The organism is Bradyrhizobium sp. AUGA SZCCT0431 (genome assembly GCF_018131065.1).
GTDB lineage: Bacteria > Pseudomonadota > Alphaproteobacteria > Rhizobiales > Xanthobacteraceae > Bradyrhizobium.
In genome coordinates, this window is record NZ_JAFCLR010000040.1 from 44,428 (window position 1) to 69,926 (window position 25,499).

Annotated in this window: 16 protein-coding genes and 1 pseudogene; 7 read left to right on the forward strand and 10 right to left on the reverse strand. The window is 57.0% G+C overall.

The genetic code is table 11. The features are described from left to right. Positions 1-14: 14 nt before the first annotated feature. Positions 15-1,832: an ABC transporter substrate-binding protein gene (locus tag JQ567_RS30035; RefSeq protein WP_212442175.1), complete on the reverse strand. Its 1,818-nt coding sequence runs from the start codon at positions 1,830-1,832 to the stop codon at positions 15-17. Between the two features lie 867 nt (positions 1,833-2,699). Here JQ567_RS30035 and JQ567_RS30040 point away from each other — a divergent pair. Beyond that, positions 2,700-3,527, forward strand: coding sequence for a bifunctional 2-polyprenyl-6-hydroxyphenol methylase/3-demethylubiquinol 3-O-methyltransferase UbiG (locus JQ567_RS30040; RefSeq protein WP_212442176.1), 828 nt, complete (start codon positions 2,700-2,702; stop codon positions 3,525-3,527). 327 nt (positions 3,528-3,854) lie between these two features. Here JQ567_RS30040 and JQ567_RS30045 read toward each other — a convergent pair whose 3' ends face one another. From JQ567_RS30045 to JQ567_RS30055, 3 genes are read right to left on the reverse strand one after another with little or no spacing between them, the layout of a single operon-like run. Next, positions 3,855-4,289 (reverse strand): helix-turn-helix transcriptional regulator, encoded by a 435-nt coding sequence (locus JQ567_RS30045; protein ID WP_212442177.1) that lies wholly within the window; start codon positions 4,287-4,289, stop codon positions 3,855-3,857. Positions 4,290-4,304: 15 nt separating this feature from the next. Continuing rightward, positions 4,305-5,075 (reverse strand): SDR family NAD(P)-dependent oxidoreductase, encoded by a 771-nt coding sequence (locus JQ567_RS30050; RefSeq protein WP_283816591.1) that lies wholly within the window; start codon positions 5,073-5,075, stop codon positions 4,305-4,307. A 17-nt stretch (positions 5,076-5,092) separates the two neighbouring features. Continuing rightward, positions 5,093-6,088 carry a hypothetical protein gene (locus JQ567_RS30055; RefSeq protein WP_212442179.1) on the reverse strand — a complete coding sequence of 332 codons (996 nt, stop codon included), beginning with the start codon at positions 6,086-6,088 and terminating at the stop codon, positions 5,093-5,095. 424 nt (positions 6,089-6,512) lie between these two features. On the opposite strand from JQ567_RS30055, the pseudogene JQ567_RS30060 reads away from it, so the two are divergent. Further along, positions 6,513-7,208, forward strand: a pseudogene (locus JQ567_RS30060) (ATP-binding protein). 263 nt (positions 7,209-7,471) lie between these two features. On the opposite strand, the gene JQ567_RS30065 reads toward JQ567_RS30060, so the two are convergent. The 6 genes from JQ567_RS30065 to JQ567_RS30090 form a co-directional block, all read right to left on the reverse strand. Beyond that, positions 7,472-9,274, reverse strand: coding sequence for an ABC transporter substrate-binding protein (locus tag JQ567_RS30065; RefSeq protein ID WP_212442180.1), 1,803 nt, complete (start codon positions 9,272-9,274; stop codon positions 7,472-7,474). Positions 9,275-10,393: 1,119 nt separating this feature from the next. Then, on the reverse strand, positions 10,394-10,585 hold the full coding sequence (locus tag JQ567_RS30070) for a hypothetical protein (RefSeq protein WP_212442181.1): 192 nt from the start codon (positions 10,583-10,585) through the stop codon (positions 10,394-10,396). Between the two features lie 692 nt (positions 10,586-11,277). Then, positions 11,278-11,919: a DUF6008 family protein gene (locus tag JQ567_RS30075; RefSeq protein ID WP_212442182.1), complete on the reverse strand. Its 642-nt coding sequence runs from the start codon at positions 11,917-11,919 to the stop codon at positions 11,278-11,280. A 441-nt stretch (positions 11,920-12,360) separates the two neighbouring features. After that, the gene (locus tag JQ567_RS30080) at positions 12,361-12,555 is read right to left on the reverse strand and encodes a hypothetical protein (protein ID WP_212442183.1); all 195 of its coding nucleotides are present in this window, start codon (positions 12,553-12,555) and stop codon (positions 12,361-12,363) included. A gap of 185 nt (positions 12,556-12,740) precedes the next feature. Next, positions 12,741-13,577 carry a BTAD domain-containing putative transcriptional regulator gene (locus tag JQ567_RS30085; protein ID WP_212442184.1) on the reverse strand — a complete coding sequence of 279 codons (837 nt, stop codon included), beginning with the start codon at positions 13,575-13,577 and terminating at the stop codon, positions 12,741-12,743. A gap of 301 nt (positions 13,578-13,878) precedes the next feature. Further along, the gene (locus JQ567_RS30090) at positions 13,879-14,805 is read right to left on the reverse strand and encodes a helix-turn-helix domain-containing protein (protein WP_212442185.1); all 927 of its coding nucleotides are present in this window, start codon (positions 14,803-14,805) and stop codon (positions 13,879-13,881) included. A gap of 367 nt (positions 14,806-15,172) precedes the next feature. Between JQ567_RS30090 and JQ567_RS30095 the strand changes: the two genes are divergently transcribed. From JQ567_RS30095 to JQ567_RS30115, 5 genes are read left to right on the forward strand one after another with little or no spacing between them, the layout of a single operon-like run. Next, positions 15,173-16,168, forward strand: a complete 996-nt coding sequence (locus JQ567_RS30095) for a DUF1702 family protein (protein WP_212442186.1) — start codon at positions 15,173-15,175, stop codon at positions 16,166-16,168. Further along, a complete protein-coding gene (locus JQ567_RS30100; protein WP_212442187.1) occupies positions 16,165-18,165 on the forward strand; it encodes a VCBS repeat-containing protein in 2,001 nt (666 codons plus the stop codon). The genes JQ567_RS30095 and JQ567_RS30100 overlap by 4 nt, the downstream gene beginning before the upstream one ends. After that, a complete protein-coding gene (locus JQ567_RS30105; RefSeq protein WP_212442188.1) occupies positions 18,143-19,153 on the forward strand; it encodes a hypothetical protein in 1,011 nt (336 codons plus the stop codon). Before JQ567_RS30100 ends, JQ567_RS30105 begins: the two co-directional genes overlap by 23 nt. 27 nt (positions 19,154-19,180) lie before the next feature. Further along, positions 19,181-24,790, forward strand: coding sequence for a type I polyketide synthase (locus tag JQ567_RS30110; RefSeq protein ID WP_212442189.1), 5,610 nt, complete (start codon positions 19,181-19,183; stop codon positions 24,788-24,790). Continuing rightward, positions 24,787-25,239: a thioesterase family protein gene (locus JQ567_RS30115; protein ID WP_212442190.1), complete on the forward strand. Its 453-nt coding sequence runs from the start codon at positions 24,787-24,789 to the stop codon at positions 25,237-25,239. Before JQ567_RS30110 ends, JQ567_RS30115 begins: the two co-directional genes overlap by 4 nt. Positions 25,240-25,499: the final 260 nt, after the last annotated feature.

The following is a 25,499-nucleotide window of genomic DNA, read 5'->3' on the forward strand; positions in this document are numbered from 1 at the left end:
GTAATCAACTGTAATCAAGAGAGTGGTTGGGTTGGTTGCCGAATTCCATCGTACATACGCCTAGGATCGTCGAGAGGGTCGAGCCACAGATTTGTGATATCGAAAAACTCAATCTGTGGCACGTGAATGGCGTTCCTTACACGTCGGCTATGATAGCGTGATGTCATCGCTGCAAAGGCCAAGATCGGCACGATCGGAAGGTCCTTCATGACCTGGACATCGACCTCGTGCCAGCTCGCTTCCGCCTTCTCCGGATCGTCTTCCTGAAGGGCATGCTCGATGAGCTGGTCGACCCTGGGATTGCTGTAGCATCCGTAGTTCGTGGTACCCGCGCTGCAGTTAGTCTGGAACAGCGGCTGTACGATGGCGCGTCCGTTGTTGCCCCACCAATCGGGCGTCCATCCCGGTTCTGCAATATCCCACTTGCCCGCCTTGGCATTGGCGGGATCAGAGAGAAGAGAGCCGTAGTAGGTTGCCTGGTCGCATGTTAGGAAGGATAGTTTGATCCCGCATTTCTCGAGGTCACTTGCGACAGATTTCATGATGTCGAGATGAAGGCTGGCCTGACGGACCGCGGCGATCAATGTAAGACCGTCTGCGTATCCCGCTTCTTCCAGAAGCTGCCGTGCCTTGACGGGATCGCCTCGGCCATTAGGCGTCGGATATGGATTGAATTTCCTGTGACCTACGCTGCCGGGAGGGATCGCGGAATGCAAGGGGAAATTGGGCACCCCCTCCAGGACTTCCAAGATCCTGCTGATTGCTATCCGGTCGATCGCGTAGGCAATAGCCTGTCTCACCTTAAGATTTTTGATCGCGCCATTTTGGTTCGGGCTTTGCAAGTTGAAGACCAAATACGGATTTAGTGCGAAACCAGGGTAACTTCGCGGAAACGCATCAAGGCCCTCAGCTGGTTTTGCCCATGATACCGCCGTGAAAGACCATGCCAGATCGATCTCGCCGGAGTCGATCTTCGCGAGCATGGCTTCGACCGTCTCCGTGGCGGTGCGAATTTCAATCGCATCCACGTATTGATGCCGGATCGGATCTGTCTCCTGCAGCCAGGCGGGATTTCTCTCCAGTCGCATCTCCCCTCCACGCGCTCCGTACTTCGCTAAGCGGTACGGTCCATTGGAAGGCATGTCTCGTCGAAATTCTTCGCTGTCGGGGAGATGCTTGTCGTACTCCTGCGGTGCCGCCGAGGCGAAACCCATCGCCAAAACGTTCAGGAAGTCATTGGCGGGCTGCTTCAACTTGATAATAAGTGTCTTGTCGTCGGGGGCCCGAAGGCCGACGATGTCGACGGAGTTCTGGAACCAAGCGAGGTCAGCTGCGGTCGGCTTCCTGCCCTCAAACGCCTTATCGTAAGCATCGCAGTGTTCCTTCATGCCGACAATCGTACTCGTGAAATAGTGCCGAGCCCCGGCACCCGCGACCGGATTGCCGAGCCGCTTCAGCCCGCGGATGAAATCCTGCGCTGTTACTTCCCGGGGCGGCGTCGTGTCCCAACAGACGCCGTTACGAAGATGGATTGTATAGGTCAGTCGATCGAGACTGATCCCGCCGTTGGCCTGCGTCGGGATCTCCGTTGCGATATCTGGAGCTGGCGTAAACGACTTCTGCGGATCCGATAAGTCCTGCGAAGCGGGATATGAAAACAACTGGCGCGTCAATGCTCGTAATATTTGTCCGGAAGTCGCGTAATACGCGCTCGCGGTATCCAAATGATCAACACCCCCTGGACCTAAGAACCGTAGCGTTCCGCCATAGTGAGGCTGGCCGATTTCCGGTCCCGCTGCGCTGCTACGAACCTCGTGCAATTCAGAGTGCATGTTTGCGATCACCAGAATTCTGGCCCTCTTTTCACTGCAAGAGGCTCAACCATAGGCGTGTCGGCCCGACAAAGCTTCTTTCAGATTGCTCGATTAGTTAAACGTGGCGGAGTGATATTCTATTACGAGGTAGTCACCGATTCGTAAGCCAATCGCATAGGACAAACGCTTCTTTGACTCAATCGCGATATGATTCCGCCGCTATCGCCGGCGTCAGAACTATTCGTGGTCATCATTTCGGGATGCCGTAGCATCTTGAGTAACAATGCCAATAGCAAAGCGTCAGCGCTAAACAACCATGCCGCAGTGGTACCTGCACTCGCACCGGTTCGAGCGCGCGGCGCGGGCTATAGCCGCCAAATTGATCTAGCTGGCGAGCGCTTAGCGAAGATTGCATGGCTCCGCTGTAAGCCGACGATTGCTCCGCATTTTTTTCGCAATCCTTTCCAGACATTTGCCATACTATGCTGGATCTCCAACCAACATCTGCGCAACGCCCCTCGTCATATGCTTGGCGGCGGTCCACGCCCCCGCACCCATCGGGGTGCATACCGGGCGTAAGATCGTCATCAATGCGTTCCGATGCGGAGCCGTACGTCATGACGTAGAAAAAAAACGCAAGTCGTTGACCACCGCGCGCCGCACAGCAGGCTGTCGTCAATTCGGATTTCTCGTTGCCGTGAACTCGCGTTGCACCAACTTGGTCAGCCAGAGCGGCGCTGAGCCGCAGCGCCTTCCGCTAGCTCCTCGGAGGCCCCGCTTTAGAACGGCGCCCTGTCATCGTAAAGGCAAGATGCAAGAAGATATCGACGCCTTCACTCGTTATCTTGCATAGGTCGGATACTTGGAGCCAGCTAGGAAGATAACATGTCACTTTCAGTGCCGGACCACATTGCTGATTGCGTCGCGGCAAAGCAGTTCGATGCGGAGCCGACCGCGGCATCCGATGGGGTGTTGTCGCCCGGTGCATTTTTCGATCGCGAAGACGTGTGCACTCGCTACAGACAATTGCGCGACGATCCTGCGGCTCCCGTCATCGCCATCGAGCGACCAATTGTGCTTGACTTTCTTGGCGAACCAAAAGGGCGAGAATTTCTGGATATTGGCTGTGGGAACGCTTGGATCGGCCGTTATCTCTTAGATCGCGGAGCTAAAAGGTATCTTGGTCTCGATGTCAGTCACAGGTTGCTAAGTGAAGCGCAGCACATATTGTCCGGAACTGCAGGGGAGGTGGAGCATCAGGATCTCGAGTTGTGGTCCGGCACGTGCGGACATTTCGACGCGGTAATATCGCGGCTGGCGCTGCAATACGTCGAGAACTTTGGACGGGTTTTGGAGATCGTGCGCCGTCAACTCCGTCCTGCCGGGGTATTCGTGTTTTCCGTCGAGCATCCCGTCCTCACTTCGATCTGTGAGCGGCCAGATTCTGATGAAATTGAACGAGGGGGGCCCCTACACCAATATTTCCGCGAGGGCGAGCGAACGGATACGTGGTTGGGCGCGACAGTACGAAAATATCATCGCACTCTTCAGACCTACGTATCTCAGCTTCTACAGCATGGCTTCCTAATCCACCGCTTCTCAGAGGGCTGCCCGAAGCGTGATAGATTTGCGAGCGATGATTCCTATGAGGTACGGCTTGATTTTCCCGTTTGCATCGTATTTCGCTGTGTTCGCATCGGCGGGCCGAATTGATACACTTCCGCCGACAGCGATGAGGTCTTCGTCATGGTGTTTGAGACGATATGGCCGCTCGATCTATAGAGGCTCCGGCGCATCTTGGTTGATGGCATTCGGTTTGTCTGTATCGATCGACATGTTGATTGGCTTCGCGGCGGTTCGAAAAACGTCACCCAGGACGATGCGTGTTTCGTTCGCAGCGAGAAGCCGGCGGCTCAGCTCAGATGAGTTAGTTCGCATTTTCGATTCAATTTGGCGCCTGTCGCGAAGGAGGACCCGCCCAAATTCTTGATTGACTGGTACCTCGGGAGAATTCTTGCTGTATCCTTTACGCTTCGCTTCTCACCTGGGCCCTTGACGGCTACCGGCAACAGCGTCACCTGCAGCGGCGTCTGCGGGACGATTGTCGGACCAGAAGCGCTGGTAGCGGTTGAGCCAGTCCATGGCCTGCTCCATGGGCTTGGCCGTCAACCGGCAGGCAACCGTGCGGCCGGTCTTCTCGCGCGCGATCAGGCCAGCATCCGACAATACGTCGAGATGTTTAATGATCGCAGGCAGCGACATCGCAAAGGGCTGCGCCAGTTCGCTCGCGGAGAGGCTTTCGCCGTCGCCGAGTCGCGCGACCAGTGCGCGCCTCGTGGGATCGGCGAGGGCTGCAAAGGTGCGGTCCAGAACTTCTTCTCGATACTTAGTTTTGCCTCGACGAAAAGGTCTAGGAGGCACCCGTGTGGCCGAGCATGAAGGCTCACGCGGAGAACGTGACGACAGGTGCTTCATTCCGTCACCTTCTTGTCACAGCAGCGAACGTATGATTCCGCCATCAACTCGAAACCCGGCTCCCGTGATCCCCGATGCCTGGTCGGACGCTAGAAAAGCCACCAGACTTGCTACTTCATCTGGTCGGAGAAAGCGCTTCACGATCGAGCTTGTCATATCTCTGTCGAAAATCTCTCGTTCGCGCTTCGAGCTGCTGCCTTCCAGGTGCAGAAATGCTTCCGTCTTTTCAGTCCGTGTTGGACCTGGAAGAAAGGCATTCACCGTCACGTTGGTGCCGGCCAAGAATTCCGCCAAAGTACGGGAAAGTCCCAGCAGGGCCGCCTTGGTAGCTCCATAGTGCACCATCTCGCCGGGGTGGAACCCACCGGTGGCGCTAGCATTGAACAATATGCGGCCCCAGCCTTTTTCCGCCATGTGACGCGCATAGTGGCGGGACAGGCGCACGCCGGACATTACGTTCAATTGAAAATATAGCTCCCACTCGTCGTCGGTGATGTCATAGAACTCTTTAGGGGAGAATACGCCAACATTGTTGACCAGAATGTCGGCTTCAGGCGCGTATTCGATTATCTTCATGGCGTCGTCCGCGCTACTGAGATCACATGCGACACCGCTCGCTTCCACATCGGGCGCCTCATATCGCAATCTTTCGACTGCTAATCGGAGCCGGACAGGGTCGCGCCCGTTCAGGACGACGTCGTGCCCGGCTCGGGCAAGCATCCCAGCAATCGCAAACCCAATTCCAGTTGTAGATCCAGTTATAATTGCCCTTCTCCTCGCTTCCATGGCATAATGCCTCCAGGTTAACGCGCTTCGTCGAGCACAAGATCTTGGAAGATCCAGCGCGCGTCTGGCAAACTCTCCATTTCACGATAAATTCTATCGGCGACCTGTCTGCCTCGAGAGCCCAGTTCGCGGCAAACGGCCGCGACGTCGAATACCGATGCAAGCCAGATCGAGGGTTCGGCGGTCTTGCCTAGTTCGAGAAGCGCACAAACACGGTCGAGGTATTCCTCGATCTGTTCACTAAATTTGCATCGTGTAATTGTAATCCACGAATGCCCGTGCGAAGAGAACGAAGCAGAGCAATGCGCTGCATCAACGTGGTCTAGAAGCGCCGAAAAGGCGCGGCAATCGTAGCTTCCGGCCATCGCAAGTGCCGCCTCTCCGCAAACCTGATCGAAATAGAATTGAACGATGCTATCCGGAAAATCGCGCACTATGTGCGCCCAATTGATTATTCCAGGAAGTGGAACACGGTTGTGTTCCAGATAGTTCAGATAGCCTGCAGCAAGGCGAACGGTCTCTTCCCGTCTCCCTTCCCGTGTCGTGATCCTCAGGATGTTGTGACAGAGCTGCATCCGTTGGGCGCTGATGATGGCAACTCCGAAATCCTCCACTAACCGATGGTTTGTAGCCGCCGCGCTAAGCACGAGTTCGCGCGCACGTCCATAGTCCTGGAGTAGGTAATGGTAATAGGCTTGAGCGGGGTCCAGCAGCGTACGTACGAGCAGGATTGCTTGCTCTGAAAGCTCGCTTTCCTCAAGATCCGTCGATGCAGCCCTGAACTCTCTTTGGGACTGCTCCAAATCGCCCTTTTTAGCTGCCGAGAGGCCGCGCCCTTGGCGCTGCCAGAACCCTTCCACGGCCGCGATTTCCCTCGCTTGCAACTTGCAGCTGACTTCATCTTTGAATTGCGCAGCGAAAATCTTTCCCGGCGCGGCGTAAGCGTTTGAGGGAGGACGGTGCCGCCCATGAAGGAACGCTCTTTGCACGCGATCTAGAGTGTCTTCAATCATTTTTCCCGTGATCCAGTGGGTTGCGGGCACGGCAAACGGATCCCGCCAACGGGTATGGGCCGATTTACTGTGAGCTAATCACCCGCGCTGGTCTTCTCCTATATTGCTCAATTGAAACAGCTCGACCAGACTGGCATCCCCATGGACAGCAGAACCGTCGGCCGTTTGTGGTCGGGTAGACATCCTTAACTCAGCTGGCATGTCTCGGAGAGCTTGGGGATATCCTCAAGCGACGGCCAGAGTTTGTTCATGATGTGGTCCATGAATAGGCTCCAGTAGAATTCCGCGTTCAAATCTTGTCGATGCTTTCCGCGGGTTCGCCGATGCGTTGCACGCATTTAGCGAGCTGATCTCTTGAGCCGCCGATGAACGAAATGCAAGCGTGGGAGTTGCGCTCTCCGATCTACCAATACAATGATCAACTTTGAGTCGGCATGAGCGCGGTCCTCGTTCAAACGTCATCGCAGAGATCAACGAGAAACAGGCCCGCTCGATCAAGCACCAGCTCACCATCGCAAAACTGCCGCTTGGCAAGCGATCTCGAGGATTCCAGTTCGACGGCACACCCTTCGACCAGTCGCTAGTCAGTGATCTCGCAAGCGGCAGTTACATCGCTCAGCATCGTATCGTCGTCTTGGTCCGGCACCGGACAGACACATATGGCCATCGCGATCGCCAGAAGCTGCATCCGGTCTAGCGCCCGTCTCTTACAACGTGGTAGACCTCGTCAACCGTCTGGAGACGAGACCCGCAATAGACGGCACGATCGTATCGCCGAGCATCTAACCTGGATGGACTGCACCGTCCTCGACGAACTCGGCTACCTACCGTTTGCCCATCCGGCGGCCAGCTGCTGTTCCATCTCGTCAGCCGGCTCTACGAGCGCACCCCGATCGTCGTCACCACCAACCTCACGTTCGGCGACCGGCCTAGCGTGTTCGGCGACGCCAACATGCCCCCCACTCTGCTCGACCGGCTGAATCACCACTCCGACATCATCGAGAGTGGCAACGCTTCAAAAGCCGCGACGACGATCACGCTACCCGCGCGCGCCTCGTCTACGCAACCCCCGACGTGCGAGCGCTTCGTCAAGACTCGCAGCTCTAGGGGGCAAAATTGAACGCCGATTGACAGATACTCCGCTACACGCTGGTGCATGGACTGAGTACGACGCCTTCGCGTCAAAACGTTCAAGCGCGGCTATAGTCACGTCACCACTGCCCTGCGTCCTGACATTGCACCATCGCCGGGTTGTTCGAGAACAATAAGAGAGCCACTCATTTTGCCTGAGAATAAGGTCCCCGAGCAAGCCTATCTGCACTTAGGTCACCCAACCGAGTTGGCAGTCAAACGGTGGACAACACCAATCCGGAACTGAGAGTTCTACTGTGGAGAGGCTGTTTCGACCCAGCGATGATGGCTGGGGATCCAGGAACCCCAACCTGTTCCTGTTCGCGCGGCGCAACATTGGCAAGCAAAAGCAAGAATAGGAACGATCGGCAGGTCTTTCATGACTTCCACGTCAACCTCATGCCATAAATCATCTGCACGTACTGGATCTAATTCTTCAAGCGCCCGGTCGATGAATGCATCGACTATGGGACTGCTGTAGCAACCATAATTTGTCGTGCCATGCGCGTCGTTACTCTTTAAAATCTGCATGGTCACGGCGCGGCCATTGTTACCAAACCAATCGGGGGTCCATCCGACTTCAGCAATATCCCACAAACCAGCCTTAGCGTTGGCGGGATCCATGAGTAGACGTCCATAATATTCGGATTGGCCGTACGTCTTAAACGTCAGCGATATCCCACACGCCTGAAGATCTCTCGAAACCGAGCGCATCACGTCAAGATGAAGTGGATTGTCCCGAACCGCGGCGATTAGACAGAGCCCGTCGGCATAGCCTGCGTCACGCACAAGTTGCTTGGCCTTGGCTTGGTCGCCCCGGGCGTCTATCGTAGGATAAGGATTTAGCCCGCGATAACCGAAATTCCCAGGCGGAATAATCGAATGCAATGGCGTTGTTGCAACACCTTGTAGTCGGTTGAATATCTCGCCGATAGCAACTTTATCAATTGCGTAAGCGATTGCTTGACGTATCTTCAAATTTCGCACTGCCCAAGCTTCGTTCGGACTTCGTAAGTTAAACACCAAATAGGGGTTAAGCGCAAAGCCTGGATAATTTTTCGGAAATGCGCAGATGCTTTCCTTAGGCTCTCCCCAAGATACGATTGTAAATGGCCACGCCGGGTCGATCTGTGCCGACGCGATTTTTTTGCGTGCTAGAACATCTGATTCACTTAGCAGATGCACGTGAATAGATTCAAAATACTGTTGCCGAATCGGATCGGAACGATGATCCCACAAAGGATTAGGCTCAAGCAGCAGCTTTTTTGCGTTTGAAGAGTATCTCATGCGGTACGGACCGCTGGAGATAAAGTTACGACGAAGGCGTTCGTCGTCCGGAAGAAAATAGTCGAATTCTTCCGGCACGGCCGATACGAATCCCATGGCAAGAAGGTTTATGAAGTCACCAGCTGGTTTCTTCAACGTTATCACGAGCGTTTGGTCATCTGGGCTTAGTAGGCCGGAAACGTCATGTGATTCTTGAAAGTTGGCAACTTCCTGCGGACTTGGCCGCTTACCAGCAAACTCTGTTGCGTAAGCTTCGCAGTGCTCACGCATTCCTTGAATTGTGCTTGTAAAATATGAAAGCACACCCGACGAAATCAAGGGATTTGCCAACCGTTTTATCGCGCGAAGAAAGTCGTGCGAGGTCACTTTGCGAGGTGGTGCTGTATCCCAGCAAACGTCTGCACGCAGTCGGATCGTGTACACTCGACGATCCCTGCTGATACCGCCGTTGCTAAGCGTTGGAACCTCGACGGCGACATCAGGCATAGGTGTGAATGCCGAGCCCATGTCTGATAGGTCATTCGTTATAGGGTAAGAGAAAAGTTGACGAGTTAAGAGCCGAAGGAGTTGCCCCGGTCTGAGAAAGTAAATGCTGGCAGGATGGAGATGGTCAGGATCGCCTGGGCCAAGGAAGTGCACCGACTTGCGCAAGTGACTTTGATTCTGCAGCGGTCGTTGCGATCGGTTCATGGCGAGGCGCTCGAGCACGTAGTACAACGATGTTCTGATGAACGGGAAAAACGGACCGGTGGATAGCACGAGCAGCATGCTCGAGACTTCTTTGTGCTTGCTCAGATTCGACCGAAGCGCCCGTGAGTGCCAGGTAGGTGGCGAAGATGCGCTACTCCTGCTTATGCGTCCTCGCACCTGAGTTAAAAAACGGTCATTGCCGCGCGTTGCCCGCATCAAATCTGCGCCGGGACGTACTGATTGTCATCCATCAAGCTAGTTATTTGGATTGATCACTACAACGACGCTCACCCTCGCACAAAATGCGATTGCAGACTGTCGCGGGAGGACTGCTGCTTCGGCCAGGCCATGGTGGAGATCCGCCGTATCGATCTCCAACAATATTTCCCGCACAGGGCACGTTCTTTTGCTTACGAATTGCTTCGCCTAAATTAGCACGCCGGCCAAGCTTGTCGATGAGTTACCGTTCTCCGTAACGAACAACCGTCTATTGGGCACTAAAATGCATTGAACTTTTCGCATGTGAGTGCGAAGCTAATGCCTATAAGAGAACCACCCGGCATGATACAACTGACCGAGGAATTCCAAACGTAACTGGCTCTGGCCGCGCTTACCCCCGCCTGCAAGCATCTGGAGAGCATGCGTTAAAACTGGTGTGGAAACGCGTTTAAATCTCTCGATGAAATTCGTAATCGCTGCCGCTACCCGTGAATGGCGCCTTCGATCGACAGTGAAAATCATGTCCAACCGCTCGCCGCAATTGCGCAACCCTCGGTCAGTTATTCTGAAGATTGGGACATGGATCGCACTTGCCCCGCTCCAAATATCGAACCGGCAGAAAGGTAATGATCGCGCGCGATTTTGCGTCGGTGCCAAGCACCGGCGGCACATCTCGCCGTTCTGCTAAGGTCTCGAAAGGCGCTTGGCAGGGCAAGGTTTCACTGCCGGACTTATTCAAACCCTCGTGTCAGTCTTGCGACGAAGCCATCATCGGTAGCGTAATAATATTCTCTAACGTCCGGTAGTTTTCGCACTCCAGTACGCTATGACCTGTAACCGCAATAACGTAATTCATCGAGGCTGAGTTGGCTTTTCATAAGGCAGCTACGAGCTCCTGGGCCTGATACATAGGGCTCACCTGATCGTAGCGGCCCTGGACGATTTGGACCGAAATTTGATTTATTTTGCTTATATCATTCAATAAGCAATTTTGATGTCGAACTTTGCTTCGACGGCTCCTCCATTCAAAAAATAATGGGTCTCAATTAGAGCAAATGCTCTCGCGCGTTCGGGTTTCGATAAATGGCTAGCGCCTTCTAAGTCGTGCTGCAGATAACTGACGTCGGCTTCCAAGCCGACCACGATACTGCCGCCGCCGCGCTTCCGCAATCCTCGTCATCCCCGGTTAGTATCGCGGCGCAGGCCTTGATCATGTCCGTTCGATTGTGCAAATGAGCAATCGGTTCAACAAATCTTTTCCACGCTTCTGGAAAGAACGGAAAGGAACCAGCCAAACAAGAGCCATATTCGCCAGGTCGCTCGGCGGCAGCGCTTCCTTGATAGAGGTAATTAGGTTCTTTCTGCCGGGACAGGAAAATGCTCCGAAGTACCAATGTTTGCACCGTGTCGGGGTATTTGATCGCGTAAGCTAGGCCAAACGCTCAGGATCGAAAATCCGAGTCACCCATGACTCGTTCGTGCAACCACCACCCGGCCCACCGCGAAGGAGCATAACTGGCTCGCCGGCTGGATCTCCGTATTCCGCCCAACAAATACGGTAAACCAGCTTGAGCGGCGGGTCATCGACAACAGTGACCAGCTGAATCTTGTGCAGCGGCTCTGCGGATGTTTCCAGTCTATCTCGCGCGGCTTTATAGAGGTCTGTCGTCCTTGCCGAGCTGGCCATCTTCGCATCTCTATTCGTTCAAATCGCGCAGCGTTATAATCGACGCTGGCAGATGCAGCCCAACCCTGCAGGTCGGGTGGGCATAGCGAGGGTGCGTCAATCACCATGCGACGCGGCGCGCAATACCATTCTGCAGACTATTTGAAATCAAGCATTATCGACGACCGGCAACGCACTACGGGATGGAGATCGAGCGCCCGCAACGCGTTCGAACATCGGCCCCACGCCGCATGTGTTCAATCAATCCGATCATGGCAAACGGCATGGGCAGGAGGTTCATGGCAAAATGCCAGGCCACCCGATAGCCCACTGCAAACTCTCTACTGCCAACGATATCCGCGCCACCGAACAGAGTGCTCAATCCGATCGGCTTACCTACGAAGTACGCCGTCAAGGTCAACATGAGATGCTCATACAAGTGAAAGCCCTCGACATAGAGGGCCCACCTGACCCATTTGGATCGCAAACAGTAATAAAAGCAACCGAGACTGATCAAGAAGATGCTGTTGCCAATTAGGTGTAAGACTTCCATTCCCATCATCATTTGCCGCCGCGCATCTGCGGCGGGAAACATGATGGTGCCGGCCTGACGAACTATTTCGGTCACCCAAGGGGACATCCACGGTGTGTCACGGCCGCAAACATTCGAGTAATCCCCGAGAATCCACACCGCGAACTGTATCGCATGTTCCGCAAAGTGACCGACCTGAAACGCTAGTCCGATCCCGGCAACGGCCGCGAGCATAGTAGCCAGATCCAGCATCGGGTCCGGAACCGGCGCTTCAAATACTTGTTCTGCAACCTTTCCTGAAGTCATGTTCTTTGTCCATGTTGTCACTGGCCGGATAGTAGAACGCACCTGTATTTTCTCCAGACCGCCATCAAAGACTATCCTTGTGATCCTTCAATCACGGGAGAGTCACGGCGTGTTTTCACTCCATGTTCGAAGATCGGAATGCAATCCGGAGACAGCCGGTGCACACGTGCGCTTACCCATCGAACGATCGGCTCGCAGGCTTCAGAAGCTTGCTGAGTGAATTTAGCCTGACCAGAGCTTACATACGCCCAGTCGGTCGCAGCAGTGGGGAATCGAGACGGCAAATCCCGCTACTTCTACTGCTGTTCTTGGACACGAAGAATTGCTTCGATCCAAGGCCGTTTAGTTAGATAGCCTTGATTACATCATCAACGAAATCGCCGGCGCGAACTCCGACGCTGCCAATTGCACATATATCGTTGCCGCAACAAGGTCGTTATCTCAACTTTGATACTTCTCGCTCAGCAAGAATCTTACGACTGCGAACGCGTTATCGATGCTAGAAGCATAAAAATGTTGGCCATTGTTCACGTAGGAGATGCGCGCTCGCCAATGCGGCGACGGAGACAATTCCGCCACTTCGCGCTCCTGCCATAAACGGATCACAAAAACCTCGTCGTCATTGGAAGCGAGCATGCTTAACCCCTCGCGAGTGAGATGATGCTATGACAAAGGGGTATTCGATATCTCTTTCTCGCCAGTCTCCGCGGATTATTCACCGCGATATCGCACGACGGTCACTCGGTCCTCGCGCTACTCGTCATGGCGTCACGGCTACGCGAACCCGCCGTCGTGTTCGACATTGGGCAGAAACTGCCTGATCAGGCGTTCGAACGCGGGCGGAGCACAACCGTTTCCGTTCGGCGGAAACATTGTTCCTTCAATTCGTCCATACATTCGAATATCTTACCGGACCGGATGTCTTCAGCCAGACGACTGGTCTGGGGCATGGGGTCAATGCCAAGCTCCGTGCGAAATGAAGCGCGCCAGCGTTCATAATGGCGCAAGGCGTTCGCACGCTGACCATTCAGTACGAAGAGAAGGGCAAGACTTCGAAATACAGATTCGCGGAAAGGGTCCGATGCGAGAATCCGTCGTGCAGCGGCTATAGCGTCCTCATAGCGCTCGTTGCACCCATAGCAGCACACCAGTTCAGTCTCCGCTCGAACGTAAAGCGAGTGCAGGCGCTCGCGTTCCTCTAAGATCCAGTCGGCGTCTTCGCCTTCCAGAAATGGACCGGCGTAATTGCGGATAGCGGTCTCCAATACAGCCACCCGGGCAGCAACATCCTCAACCGATTTCGATTCAACTCTCTCCTTCACGGCGGACGCGAAGCAATGCGTGTCGATTTTCAACCACGGCGCCGGTTCGAGTACGATTTCCGAACCGTATGTGCGCAGGATCTGGCCCCCTTGGCTGCTAGGCTCTCGGTTCAGCAATTTTCGCAGTCGCCACAGCGCGGTGTTAAACGCCGCGCGCGCGCGATCCGGGTCTAGGCGGCTCCAGAACATATCGACCAGCCTTTCGCGACGGTGCACTTGGTCGATATACTCGAATAGATAACCAGCCAACAGTCGTCCGGCGGGCCCCAGATCGTCGCTGATCCGCTTTCCGTCGACCGAAACGGTGAGTACGCCCAACATGCGAACACGCAACATCGAACATCCCCTTTTCCGGGGTTACAACTCTGAAGCGTACTATACTAGCAACTATTACAAACCTAAGAAAGTCAATACACACGCTTAGGTCGTTTGCTGACAATTCCATATCTCAACCGGACCGGTGAGACGAAGAACTCGTAGCACCCATGGAACCCAGTCGTTCTAGTCCCCGATTGGTACGAAAAACTAGCCATGCTCAACGCTTCTTACCGACCTAACACCAGAAAAGTGGGTCCAAAAGACCGCTGCGCCGAATAATCAAAAGGGCATATTTTTATAGCGGAAGACCGTTTGCCCATCAAACTCTTCCTAGCGATGCGTCGCATAGCGCTCTTGGCGATCGTTGCGCCGAAAACCGCAACGTTCGGTCAGCCAACACGCGGCTCAAGAGAACGGGAACCGCAGTCAGAACTGGCGGATCAAGCATCCGCGCGGATCTCAGTTCGATGTTGCTCGAACCGGTCCAGCCGTTTTCTTCTACACGAATCGGCCCGCTGCGCCCTCGACGTAGTCCGTCGAGCGTAATCAGCTGCATGCCCGCCGCAGCCCGTGGAATCACCACCGCAAAAACGTACCAACCGCCGCGACTTGGTTGCGACAGGTGATAAGGGCCGGAAGCGCTCGAGAGCGCGCACGCGGCTGGCACGCCTTCCGGGATCGCACGCGGAAACAGCGCCGTGAAGATCAGCCCATCGCATCCAGCGCTGGAAACAGTACCGCAAATACTCCGCGACAGGGCCGGCGCGACCTTAGTGTCGAGGAGCGTGAGGCCGAGTTCGATCAGGCGGGTTGAGGAGAATTGTCGGGTCCAGCTTCGAAATGCGCTGGGTGATATGCCAACAAGCTGATTAAACCGGCTGATGAATGTCCCGAGACTGTTGTATCCAACCTCAAAGCAAATTTCTGTGACCGAGAGGTCGGTTGAGACCAAGAGGCGCTTGGCGTGATCAAGACGTAGCGCATAGTGAAATTGAACTGGCGGAATTCCGGTCGCGTTATGAAACAGGCGATTGAAATGGCACGGGCTTAAACACGCAATATCCGCCATTTTTCTGTTTGTCATGGGTTGATCGAAACTACGTTTCATAGCCAAAACCACTCGTTCAAACCTTTGCACGTACTGCAATTCGTTGCGGCAAGCGGCCTTTTTGAAGTCAACAGATGCCGTACGACCGTCGACGATGGAGGTTTGATAGCAGCCGTTGCGCTTTTCTGCGCCATCCATCCGCGTCTCCAAAAATCTGTTTTTTTCCAACATATCCAGGATGGAACTGCTGAATCTATGCATCCTAACGTCGACCCTACTAACTCAAATCGATGGTTGCTCACCGCCCCATCATGAGTTCTGCCGCTTGCGGATCACGACATGATCACCAAGATCGTGGCGGACACAGCAAGACCTCCGTGATTTTATCGTGATCAAGACGGTCCGACGGCAAGGATCGCTGCCTACAACTGCTGACAATTTCTCCGAGGTTGCTTGCATCTAGGCTGCTTAGAAATTTAGGGAGACACGGGATGCCGCTGGTACCATCCAACAAGGCGCGCGTGTTTTGTCCTCGTTTCGGGCAGCAAACGGGCGGAACTCGGTCGTGAGCGCGAAACGCGCAGCTGATGCTGTTGGGACCAGCTTTTGGGTTGGGCGCTCAATACGCCCGCTGCGCCGGCTTCTCAGCTTGTCGTACGATGAGGCTAGCTTCGAGAGGCGTGGTTTCGTCGAAATCGACCCCACCAAACGACTGGCTCTGGAGGCTACAGGCCACGCATTTATCGGCGGCTACAACGCGGCGCTCACGGCCGACCATCTCGACGACGCCCTTCAGCATGTTGATACGGTAACTCCATCCCGGCGAGGCTTTGCGGTCGAGGGCGCAGCCATGGGCTTCGCCATCGCGGACGCGCTACCGCTGCAGAAGCCGAATTTACCGCATTTTCTTCGGTCTTTTGAGCGCGAATTCTCCTACCTGACACATGTTGGCACCGGCTGGGCACTGGCCCGGGTACCGTGGCGACGTAGGCAGATTTTGGCGCAACTCGATCCCGTTCACTATTGGCTCGCCTATGATGGACTGGGCTTTCACGATACTTACTTCTATCACCTTCGTGTGCTGGCGGGTTGGAGCCGCCAGCGAACTAGTTACATCTCTCGCGTCTATGATCAGGGTGTCGGTCGTGCCTTATGGTTCGCCAGCGGTGGTTCGGTCGCGGCCACGACGCGATTGATTGCAAGCTTCCCAAGCCAGCGTCAAAGCGACTTATGGTCAGGTCTCGGTCTAGCCATGGCTTATGCCGGACCAGCCGACGAGGGCGATATCGCCGATGCGCTCGAGAACGCCGGCGATTGTAAGTCGCGCTTCGCGCAGGGTGTGGCGTTTGCGTGTGAAGCGCGCGCGCTGGCGCGACATATTCCCGCACAGACCGATCTGGCCGCACGGAACGTGAGCGGGGCCAGCGCGGAAGCGCTTTCCGCCCTCGTACGCGACGTCCGAAGAAATCTTCCGCCCGCAGGCGCCGATACTCCGTTGTATGAAATCTGGCAGCGCCAGGTCGCTGCTGCGATAACCCCAATGCTGGAGCAGCGATCGTGATTAAACACTTGCGTCCTCATGCCGCCCGCTTCGCCACCGCCGCGATTGTCTTGGCGTTGTATGGTCTGGCCAGCTATCAGGTTGCGGCCACGGACGATCAACGGCCGGCAATCGAACTGCCGACCTTCGCCGCGAGCTATATCGAGCCAGCCGACAACGGCCAGCCGATGCGCGGCATTCGCGATGTGCATCCTGATCTCAAACGCATTGATGCCTGGATCTCATCCGTCGGCGCTGGCGTGGCACTCGCCGACATCAGCGATACAGGCCGACCTGCCGACATTTGCCTTGTCGATCCACGTAATGACAGTGTTTCGGTGCTGCCCGCGCCCGGCACTGGACGGCGCTTCATTGCCTTCTCGCTTCCCGTCCCAACGGAAGGATATGACTCGACCACCATAGCCCCTATGGGATGTCTTCCCGCCGACGTCAATGAAGATGGACGAATGGATCTCGTGGTTTACTACTGGGGACGGCCGCCGATCGCATTCCTACGCAACGACGCTCAGGTGATTTCCGCGGCCGCCTTCACGCCGGTCGAGATATTTGCCGGGCGAGAAAACTGGAATACCAATGCTGCTATCTTTTCTGATATCGACGGCGACGGCCATCCCGACCTGGTGTTCGGGAATTATTTCCCCGATGGGGAACGCGTCCTCGATGTGCGCGCGACGACCAATTTCCAAATGCAACATTCGATGTCCCGCGCCTTTAATGGTGGACGTAACCGACTGCTATTGTGGCAGGGTTCGACCGCCACGACAGTCACCTATCGCGATGCGAGCGACGCCTTTACGCCGGAAATGGCGAATGGTTGGACGTTGGCGCTTGCCGCGCGCGATCTGGATGGTGACCTGATCGAGCTTATCGGCGAACGCCTCGCGCCGTATCGTCATCTTCCCGAAATCTATGTGGCCAATGATTTCGGGCCTGACCGGCTACTGCTCAACCGCTCGAGACCTGGGCATCCGCGCTTCGAATTAGTGGATGGCGACAGGGACTTCACGACGCCGCGGTCGAAAGTCTTGGGACAGGATTCGTTCAAGGGAATGGGCGTCGATTTCGGCGACGTCGGGGGAGACGGACGTGCCGCCATTGCGGTCAGCAACATCTCTTCGCCCTACGCACTATTGGAAAGCCATTTCCTGTTCATCAACACCGGCAACACCAGCGTCTGGCTGCGCGGCAAGGCGCCGTATCGCGATGAAAGTTTCAAGCGCGGAATTTGGACCAGCAGTTGGGCTTGGGACATCAAATTCGTCGATCTTTTGAATTCAGGACACCCCGCGCTGCTGCAAGCGATTGGCTTCGTGCGCGGGCAGCACAGCCGCTGGCCGGAGCTGCAGGAACTAGCGATGGCCAATGATGAGCTACTGCTGCATCCAGCGTCCTGGCCCCGAGTATCAGTCGGCGACGATCTTTCCGGGGGTGATCACGACCGCTTGTTCTTACCCGGCGCCGAAGGCATTTTCCACGACGTATGGAGCCGCCTGGGTCTAGACAGTCAGACCGTCTCGCGCGGCATCGCCACCGGCGACGTGTTCGGTGACGGTCGTCTCTCCGTCGTCATCGCCCGGCAATGGAGCCCTTCGCTGTTCTTACACAACACCTCGGCGAACGCCGGCCGCGCGATCGTGTTCGACCTGCGTCTCCCGGGCCATGTCGCCGGAAGCCGTGCGGCAATCGGCGCCGAGGCGAAGGTCGTGGTATCAGATAATGACAAGCAAAGGATCGTCACGTCGGTCGTCGACGGCGGATCGGGCCATGGCGGCAAGCGGGCGCAGGAGATTCATCTCGGTGTAGGCCGAACGCCCGACAACGAGCTGCTAGACGTCAACATTACGTGGCGCGATGAAAGCGGCGTCCGTAGCGAAACGATCCGAGCCATACCTGGTCGCTACCAAATCGTGCTCGGCGAAGCCGAATGCCGACAAGCATTTCCGGTCAACGAAAGCCTGAGAGAGGGGTCGTGCCGTGTCGCTAGTTCAAGGCCGTGATTTGGGCGTCGGATCAGCTCATCCAGAACATACGTTGGTGCCCGTGCAGGTCGCCGACCGCTGGTATTCCGAAAAGCGACTGGGGGGGCTTTCGCGCTTCGCGTTAGCCATCACTATCCTCAATTTCGCAGGACACCTGTTCCTTGGCTTCGAACAATCCTGGATCACACCCTTTGCGGCACTCGCCGCGGCGTATGCGACCGAGTTCGTCGGTGAAGCAGTCGACGCCCGCGTAAATGGCCGCGGCGCGCGATATGCCGGCTCGACGGTCAATGCTATCAAATTTCTGCTGCCCGCGCATATCAGCGGGCTAGCCGTTGGTATGCTGCTTTATGCCGCTGAGAACGTTGCCGCGGTGGCATTCGCGGCCTCGGCGGCTATGGCATCAAAATACCTATTCCGCGTGGCCGTGAACTTAGACAGCGATGGAAGACCCGTATTCCGACACGTGCTCAATCCTTCCAATTTCGGCATTACCATCACGCTGCTTCTGTTTCCGTCGGTCGGGATTGCGCCGCCTTACCAGTTCACCGAAAATACCTCGGGCATCGTGGACTGGATCCTGCCGCTCATCATCATCTGCACCGGCAGCTATCTAAACATCAAGGCGACGGGGCGGATACCGCTCATTCTCACCTGGATCTCAGCCTTCGCGGTGCAGGCGCTGGTGCGCGCGGCTCTCAACGGGACCCCAATCGCTGCCGGACTGGTTCCAATGACCGGTTTCGCCTTCATTCTCTTCACGTTCTACATGATTACTGATCCTGCGACTTCCCCTTCGAAATTGAAAAACCAGATCCTGTTCGCGGTGGCGGTTGCCTTCTTCTATGCACTATTCATGAGCCTGCACATCGTGTTCGGCCTATTCTATTCGCTGACCGTCGTCACGGCGATTCGCGGTGTCTGGCTGGCGCTCTCGCCCGTGAATCGTAGTCGTCTTGCGGCGGGGCTCTTTATTCGTTCCGTGCGTGCTGCGCCTGCGGAATAGAAACGGCTGCCGAATGGATTCGTCACCATGAATTTGGCCATTCTCTCGACGTCTTGTCGTTTTCCAGATGCATCATCACCAGCGGAACTATGGACCAACATTGTTGAAGGCCGTCGCTCGTTTCGGGCAATGCCCGCGGAGCGGATCAACCTCGCGCGCTATGCGGCGGACCAGATTGGTGAAGCTGATTCGATCTCTCAGATCCGTGCCGCACTGTTGATCAATTGGAGCTTCGACCGTGGGAAATTCCGAATTCCGGGAAAGACGTTCGTTGCGACCGACCTAACGCACTGGCTCGCCCTCGAACTGGCGGCAGAAGCGATCGATGGAATTGGAGGATTGGACCGTCTCGACCGCGAGCGTACCGCGGTTGTCGTTGCTAACACCATGACCGGCGAATTCAGCCGGGCGGCGTTGCTCCGCCTGCGGCTTCCCTTCCTCGAGGACGTGCTGAGCGAGGCCAGCGAGGCCGAAGGTCTATCCGGTGAGACCACGAGGGCCGTGCGGCAGCGTTTCGCCGCAGGGATGCGTCGTCATTTCGCCGATCCCAATGAAGAGAGCCTTGCCGGCGGCCTTGCCAATACAATCGCCGGGCGCATCGCCAACTATTTCGATTTCGGCGGCGGAGCCTATTCGGTTGACGCCGCATGCGCTTCGTCGCTAGTGGCATTGGCCGACGCCGCAAACCTGTTGACGCTGAGACAGGCTGACGCCATTGTGGTAGCGGCCGTCGATCTCAGCCTAGATCCATTCGAACTGGTAGGCTTTTCTCGGAATGGCGCACTTGCGGCCGACGAGATGCGCGTCTTCGATGCGCGCGCGGGAGGTTTTTGGCCAGGCGAAGGTGGCGCCTGCGCCGTATTGATGCGAGAGAATGACGCCTTACGGCGCGGTCTGCCGATGTTGGCGAAAATTCGCGGCTGGGGACTCTCGACCGACGGCGCCGGCGGCCTCACGCGACCATCGAGCGAAGGGCAACTCAGCGCCTATCGACGCGCCTATGAGATGGGGCAAGTGGAACCTGGCGATGTTGCCTTTGTCGAAGCGCATGGCACCGGTACGGCAGTCGGTGACCCGATCGAAGTGCGCGCGCTAGCTGCGCTCCGCGACAGCGCGCATGCCCCGCTACCGATCGGTTCGATTAAGGCCAATATTGGTCACACCAAAGCGGCCGCGGGCTTTGCAGGCCTAATTAAAGCGATCGAGGCTTTGCGCCATGGCATCGTGCCGCCTCATGTAGGTTGCACAACGCCTCATCCCGTCTTTGCGGAAGTGGATGGTCGCGTTCGCCTCGCCTTAGCCCCAAAGGCGATCGCCGATACTCAGCCAGCCATCGCTGGCATTTCGAGTTTCGGCTTCGGCGGTATCAATGCTCATTTCGTCATCGAACGCGCCGGACCGACCCTACCCTCTGTCGCTCTGCCGCGACCACCGATCGCTCAGGAGATCGAGCTATTTCTATTTTCCGGCGGTAACGTTCATGAAGTGATCGCCGCTGTTACTCAACTAGAAAGACGGGCCGCGACGCTCTCGATGGCCGAGCTTGCCGACGCCGCCGCGCATTGCGCCGCGATGCAGCGTTATGGTCCGGTTCGTCTAGCGGTTCTCGCCTCCAATGGAGCCGAACTTGCGGAGCGTTTGTCTGCCGCCAAACTCGCAATTGCAAGCGGTAATCACGCTGGCCAGACCGACCTATTCATCGGAAGGCCCGAGGGCACTCCGCGCATCGGATTTCTGTTTCCGGGTCAGGGCGCGCCGTGCCGACCGCAAGGTGGCGTTTGGCGCCGTCGCTTTGCGGAGGCTGCGGACCTTATCGCCCAAATGCCAGCCACGAACGGCGATCTGGCAGCAACGAACGTTGCGCAACCAATTATCGTTGCGTCCTCACTGGCGGCCCTCCGCGTGCTGGAACGTCTGGGAGTGACGGCCGATATCGCTGCCGGCCATAGCCTCGGCGAAATCTCGGCTCTTGCCTGGGCCGGCGCCTTAGAACCCAGCGCCGCCGGCGAACTTGCCCGCGCGCGTGGGGCGATCATGGCAAAACATGGTCTGGCCGGCGGCGCTATGCTACGCGTCACACTTTCAGCGAACGACGCCGAGCAGCTATTGAGCGATTGCGGGGTCGTCGTGGCCTGCCGAAACGGCCGCTTCGAAACCGTCGTCGCTGGCTCCCCTACCGACATCGACAGGGCCGCGGCACGGTGCGCAGCACACCAAATCGACACATCGCGTCTGGCAGTCTCGCATGCGTTTCATAGTCCGCACATGGTGGGCGCAGCTATCCCGCTCGCCACTGCGCTGGTAGATGTGCACATCAATCCCGTCGCCGCCCCGGTAGTGTCGACTGTCACCGGCGCATCCCTTCTACCCGGTGCCAATCTGAAGCAACTGCTCGTCGACCAACTTTCAAAGCCGGTGATATTCGATACCGCGCTCGAGGAAATGGCGGCGAAGTCGGACATCCTAATCGAAGTCGGTCCCGGGCATGGGCTGACCAGGCTAGCGCGAGAACGTGATATAACGGCGATGTCGGTTGATGCGCTTGGCGAGTCCCTCAAACCGCTGCTTGCCACGTTGGGGTCGTTGTTCGTAGCCGGCGTCGACATCCGTGCCAACGAATTGTTCAATGACCGCGCTATCCGCTGCTTCGATCCCGCAGACGTCCCCCGGTTCATCGAGAATCCCTGCGGTACCCGCAATACGTCTAAGCCAATCGAGAGCCCGATCACTGCACCGCTCGCCGTCGAGGACACCGCGCTTGCCATGCCGCCTGACGGCGAGCCGCTTTCCGTCGTTCTTGCGACTGTCGCCAAGGAGACCGGGCTCAACCTCTCTCTCATCGGTCCCGACGACCGATTTCTCGACACGCTTCATCTCAATTCGCTAGCGGTCGCGCGCATTGTACGGACGGCCGCGAGGGCGCTGAACGTACGCATACCTTCACTTCCCACCGAGTTCGCCAATGCAACGCCGCACGTCCTCGCCTCGGCCCTGAGCGAGCTTCGCGAGTTCGGTGACGCAGCCGCGGGCCAGCAACGCATAGCAGGAGTACGGCCGTGGGTCCGCACTTACGGTATGATCTGGCAGGCCGCAACAGAGCTAAACCGAAACACCGACCCCAATCGCTGGAGCGAGGTAACAATCGAGCCCGATGCGCATCAGTCCACCGAGCATAGGTTCAGCCGTAGCTCGCTCATCTGGATCGACGGTCAATTCAGAATGCCTCAAGCCGAGCGCCTCGTCGACTTGGTCGCGGCGGCGATCCGCGCTGGGGTCGAGAACTTAGCAATTTGCCATAACGCATTGCCGATCTCTGCCTTCGCTCGGTCCGTTGCGTACGAAAGGTACTTTCGTTCGCTTCGCGTCATCGATCGCGGCGCCGCGGGCAGGAGCGACATCCGTATCGAGAAGATGCTCTCGGCGCAGGTTGAGCGGTATCACGAGGTTCGACTGGTCGGGCAGACGGGGTTCGAGACCCCCGGACTATCACCGAGCGCGCCGGACTCGCTTCCCTCCATGGCCATCACCGCGAATGATATCGTAGTCGTGGTCGGTGGCGGGAAAGGTATCGCCGCCGAGTGCGCGCTGCGCATTGCCCAACGTGGGTCAGTCGTTATCATGGTCGGGCGTAGCGCTGCGGATGATCCAGAAGTTGCCGCGACGCTTGATCGCGCGAAGCAAAAGCGCCTGCCCTGCCACTATGTGAGCGCCGATTTGATGCATCCGGCCGAATTCGCGGAGCGCCTCAAGTCATCCGTTCGGAAATTCGGTCCCGTTACGGTTTTGCTCTATGCAGCCGGCGTAAACGAACCAAGGCGCCTCACCGAAATCGACGAACAGAGTCTTAAGAGCACCCTCGCGCTTAAGACTACCGCACTAGAGTCGGTGCTGCTCGCATTGGGCCCCCAGTTGCGACGGCTTGTGACGTTCGGTTCGATTATCGGCCGCATCGGACTTGAGGGCGAGACTCTTTACGCGCTGGCGAACGCCATGCAGACTGCAGCCACCGAGGCGTGGGCTCGCGCGGCGGCGCATCGCACCGCGCTTGCCATCGAATGGAGCCTCTGGGGCGGCATAGGCATGGGCGAGCGGTTGGGCACCATCGAGAGGCTTGGCGCGATCGGCGTGGACGCTATATCGGTGAACGATGCGCTCGAGGAATTCGACAAACTGTTACTCGAAAATGCCATAGGTTCGACTATCGTCACGAGCCGGTTTGGGAAACCGCGCAACCTCTCGCTCGGACCGGCGGAGCTGCCAATGATGCGCTTCGTCGATGAACCGAGGCTGCATTTCCCGGGCGTTGAGCTGATCGTCGAAACCACGCTGTCACTTGGCCGCGATCCGTATCTCGCCGATCACGCCATCGACGGCCATACCGTATTCCCTGGTGTAGTGGCTCTGGAGGCGATGTCGCAGGTTGCCAACGCACTACGGCCGCTTGAACCGCGTATAGTGATGAGGAGCGTCGCCTTCACACGCGCCGTTTACGTGGCAGAGCATGCCAACATGAAAATCAGGATTGCCGCGCTACACGGCAGAGACTCAACCACCGAGGTCGAACTGTTCGCCGAAGATGATGAATTCGCAGTGGCCTGTATGCGCGCGACCTTCTGCAGTGCAGCGATCGAACGCACCGAGATTGACCTTTCGCCACTCGGCCAGGCATTTCCCGCCGCCCCACTCTACGGCCCACTATTCTTTGGCCGCCACCGTTTCGAGAGGTTGGATTGTTTCGAGCTGGCCACGTCACGCGAGATTTCGGCCCGCCTCCGGCAAGGTCGCGCGCGTTGGTTCGGCCAATACGAGCCGGACACACTCGTGCTGTGGGATCCCGGCATTGCTGACGCCTCTCTGCACGCGGTCCAGATCGCGGTGCCGCACAGACGCGTTTTGCCGGTGGCCGCCGAGCGAATCGAAGTCGACCAAAATGCCGGGATCGCCGTGAATGTTCGAGCGAAGGAAAAGAAGTCGTTCGCGGACAGCTACGTGTTCGATATCGTAGCGACTGACGCGAACGGGTGCGTCGCTTGGCAATGGACGAACGCAGCGTTTCGCGTGGTCGGGGGCATCCACATGTCGCCAGTGCTAACCGCGGCTCCTCCACTGGCGCGGCCCTATCTCGAGCGGATCGCCCGCGAATCGCTGGAAGACGATTCGATCGAGATTGCGCTGATCCATGGTGAGAGCTCGCGCGAATTGCGGCGAACCAGCGCGTTGCACTCTTTCGGCCGCAAGGGACTGATCGAACGCCGCGGCGACGGATGTCCGATCCGCAGAGACGGACTCGGATTTGTATCGCTGGCGCATGGAGCTGTCATCACGCTGGCCGTCACGGCAAATTGCCCGATCGCATGCGACATTGAGCCTACCGACGGGGCCGAGGCGGACGATCTTGAGGAAATCCAGCGACATCTCGCCCTCGAGGTATGCCGCAAACTCGGAAGAAGGCCGGACAGCACCGCTATTAGCGCTATAAAGCCCAATGTTGTTGCTGCGATCGGTGACGTCGAACTAATTACCGTGGACCTGCTGACGACGTCGGGCATCTATGCTGTTGCAGTCGGCCGTCTTCGCCGCACAACGACATCCATACTGCAAATTCCTTCCCGGCTGGTTCGCGAGGCCACCGCATGAATGTCACGAAGTCAACGACGCCGTCGCCCTTTGTATATCGGCATATCGTCTCCTTTGAAGAGACCAATTTGGTTGGGAACGTCTATTTCACTCGACATCTCGCTTGGCAAGGGCGCTGCCGCGAGATGTTCCTGAGGCAACACGCTCCGGATATCCTTGGCGATCTCGCGCGTGACCTGCGCTTGGTAACGCTTCGAGTGTCTTGCGAATATTTCCAAGAATTGAACGCATTCGACGAGATCGACCTACAGATGTCGTTGGCTCACTTGCGCCAGAACAAGATCGGGCTCGACTTTTCCTATTTCAAGAGGGGAGAGGGTGAAGAGCAGACGGTCGCGCACGGCTTCCAGGAGATCGGCTGCATGCGGCTAGCCGAAAAGGGCCTTGTTCCCGTTAATGTGCCCGCCTCGCTTGCGGGAGCTCTGAGGCCATTCGAGGCCGTTCTCTGAATCCGGCGTCGCTAGCACCGTTCCGGAAATCACGTGGACCAATGGTCAGGTGAACTTCCCCCTCAGTTAGAACCCGATCGCCGGCAAGAGCCGAACCACCAGTAAAGGCTTTATTGAAAGCCTGATCACTCCAAGACGGCGGCGCGGCACTCTTGGTCTGCTGCCAAAACAGCGTTGCGTCACCGGGTTGCGTCTGCTTTTGCACAGTCGTGGAATCAGCGAGGCGAGGCTGTCGGAGAGACAGGGCCGGACCGCTCCGC

Excerpts from the sequence above, each read along its gene's own strand:
- JQ567_RS30035 (WP_212442175.1), bottom strand. The coding sequence starts at position 1,832 with ATGCACTCTGAATTGCACGAGGTTCGTAGCAGCGCAGCGGGACCGGAA.
- JQ567_RS30040 (WP_212442176.1), top strand. The coding sequence starts at position 2,700 with ATGTCACTTTCAGTGCCGGACCACATTGCTGATTGCGTCGCGGCAAAG.
- JQ567_RS30045 (WP_212442177.1), bottom strand. The coding sequence starts at position 4,289 with ATGAAGCACCTGTCGTCACGTTCTCCGCGTGAGCCTTCATGCTCGGCC.
- JQ567_RS30050 (WP_283816591.1), bottom strand. The coding sequence starts at position 5,075 with ATGGAAGCGAGGAGAAGGGCAATTATAACTGGATCTACAACTGGAATT.
- JQ567_RS30055 (WP_212442179.1), bottom strand. The coding sequence starts at position 6,088 with ATGATTGAAGACACTCTAGATCGCGTGCAAAGAGCGTTCCTTCATGGG.
- JQ567_RS30065 (WP_212442180.1), bottom strand. The coding sequence starts at position 9,274 with ATGCTGCTCGTGCTATCCACCGGTCCGTTTTTCCCGTTCATCAGAACA.
- JQ567_RS30075 (WP_212442182.1), bottom strand. The coding sequence starts at position 11,919 with ATGACTTCAGGAAAGGTTGCAGAACAAGTATTTGAAGCGCCGGTTCCG.
- JQ567_RS30080 (WP_212442183.1), bottom strand. The coding sequence starts at position 12,555 with ATGCTCGCTTCCAATGACGACGAGGTTTTTGTGATCCGTTTATGGCAG.
- JQ567_RS30085 (WP_212442184.1), bottom strand. The coding sequence starts at position 13,577 with ATGTTGCGTGTTCGCATGTTGGGCGTACTCACCGTTTCGGTCGACGGA.
- JQ567_RS30090 (WP_212442185.1), bottom strand. The coding sequence starts at position 14,805 with ATGGATGGCGCAGAAAAGCGCAACGGCTGCTATCAAACCTCCATCGTC.
- JQ567_RS30110 (WP_212442189.1), top strand. The coding sequence starts at position 19,181 with ATGAATTTGGCCATTCTCTCGACGTCTTGTCGTTTTCCAGATGCATCA.
- JQ567_RS30115 (WP_212442190.1), top strand. The coding sequence starts at position 24,787 with ATGAATGTCACGAAGTCAACGACGCCGTCGCCCTTTGTATATCGGCAT.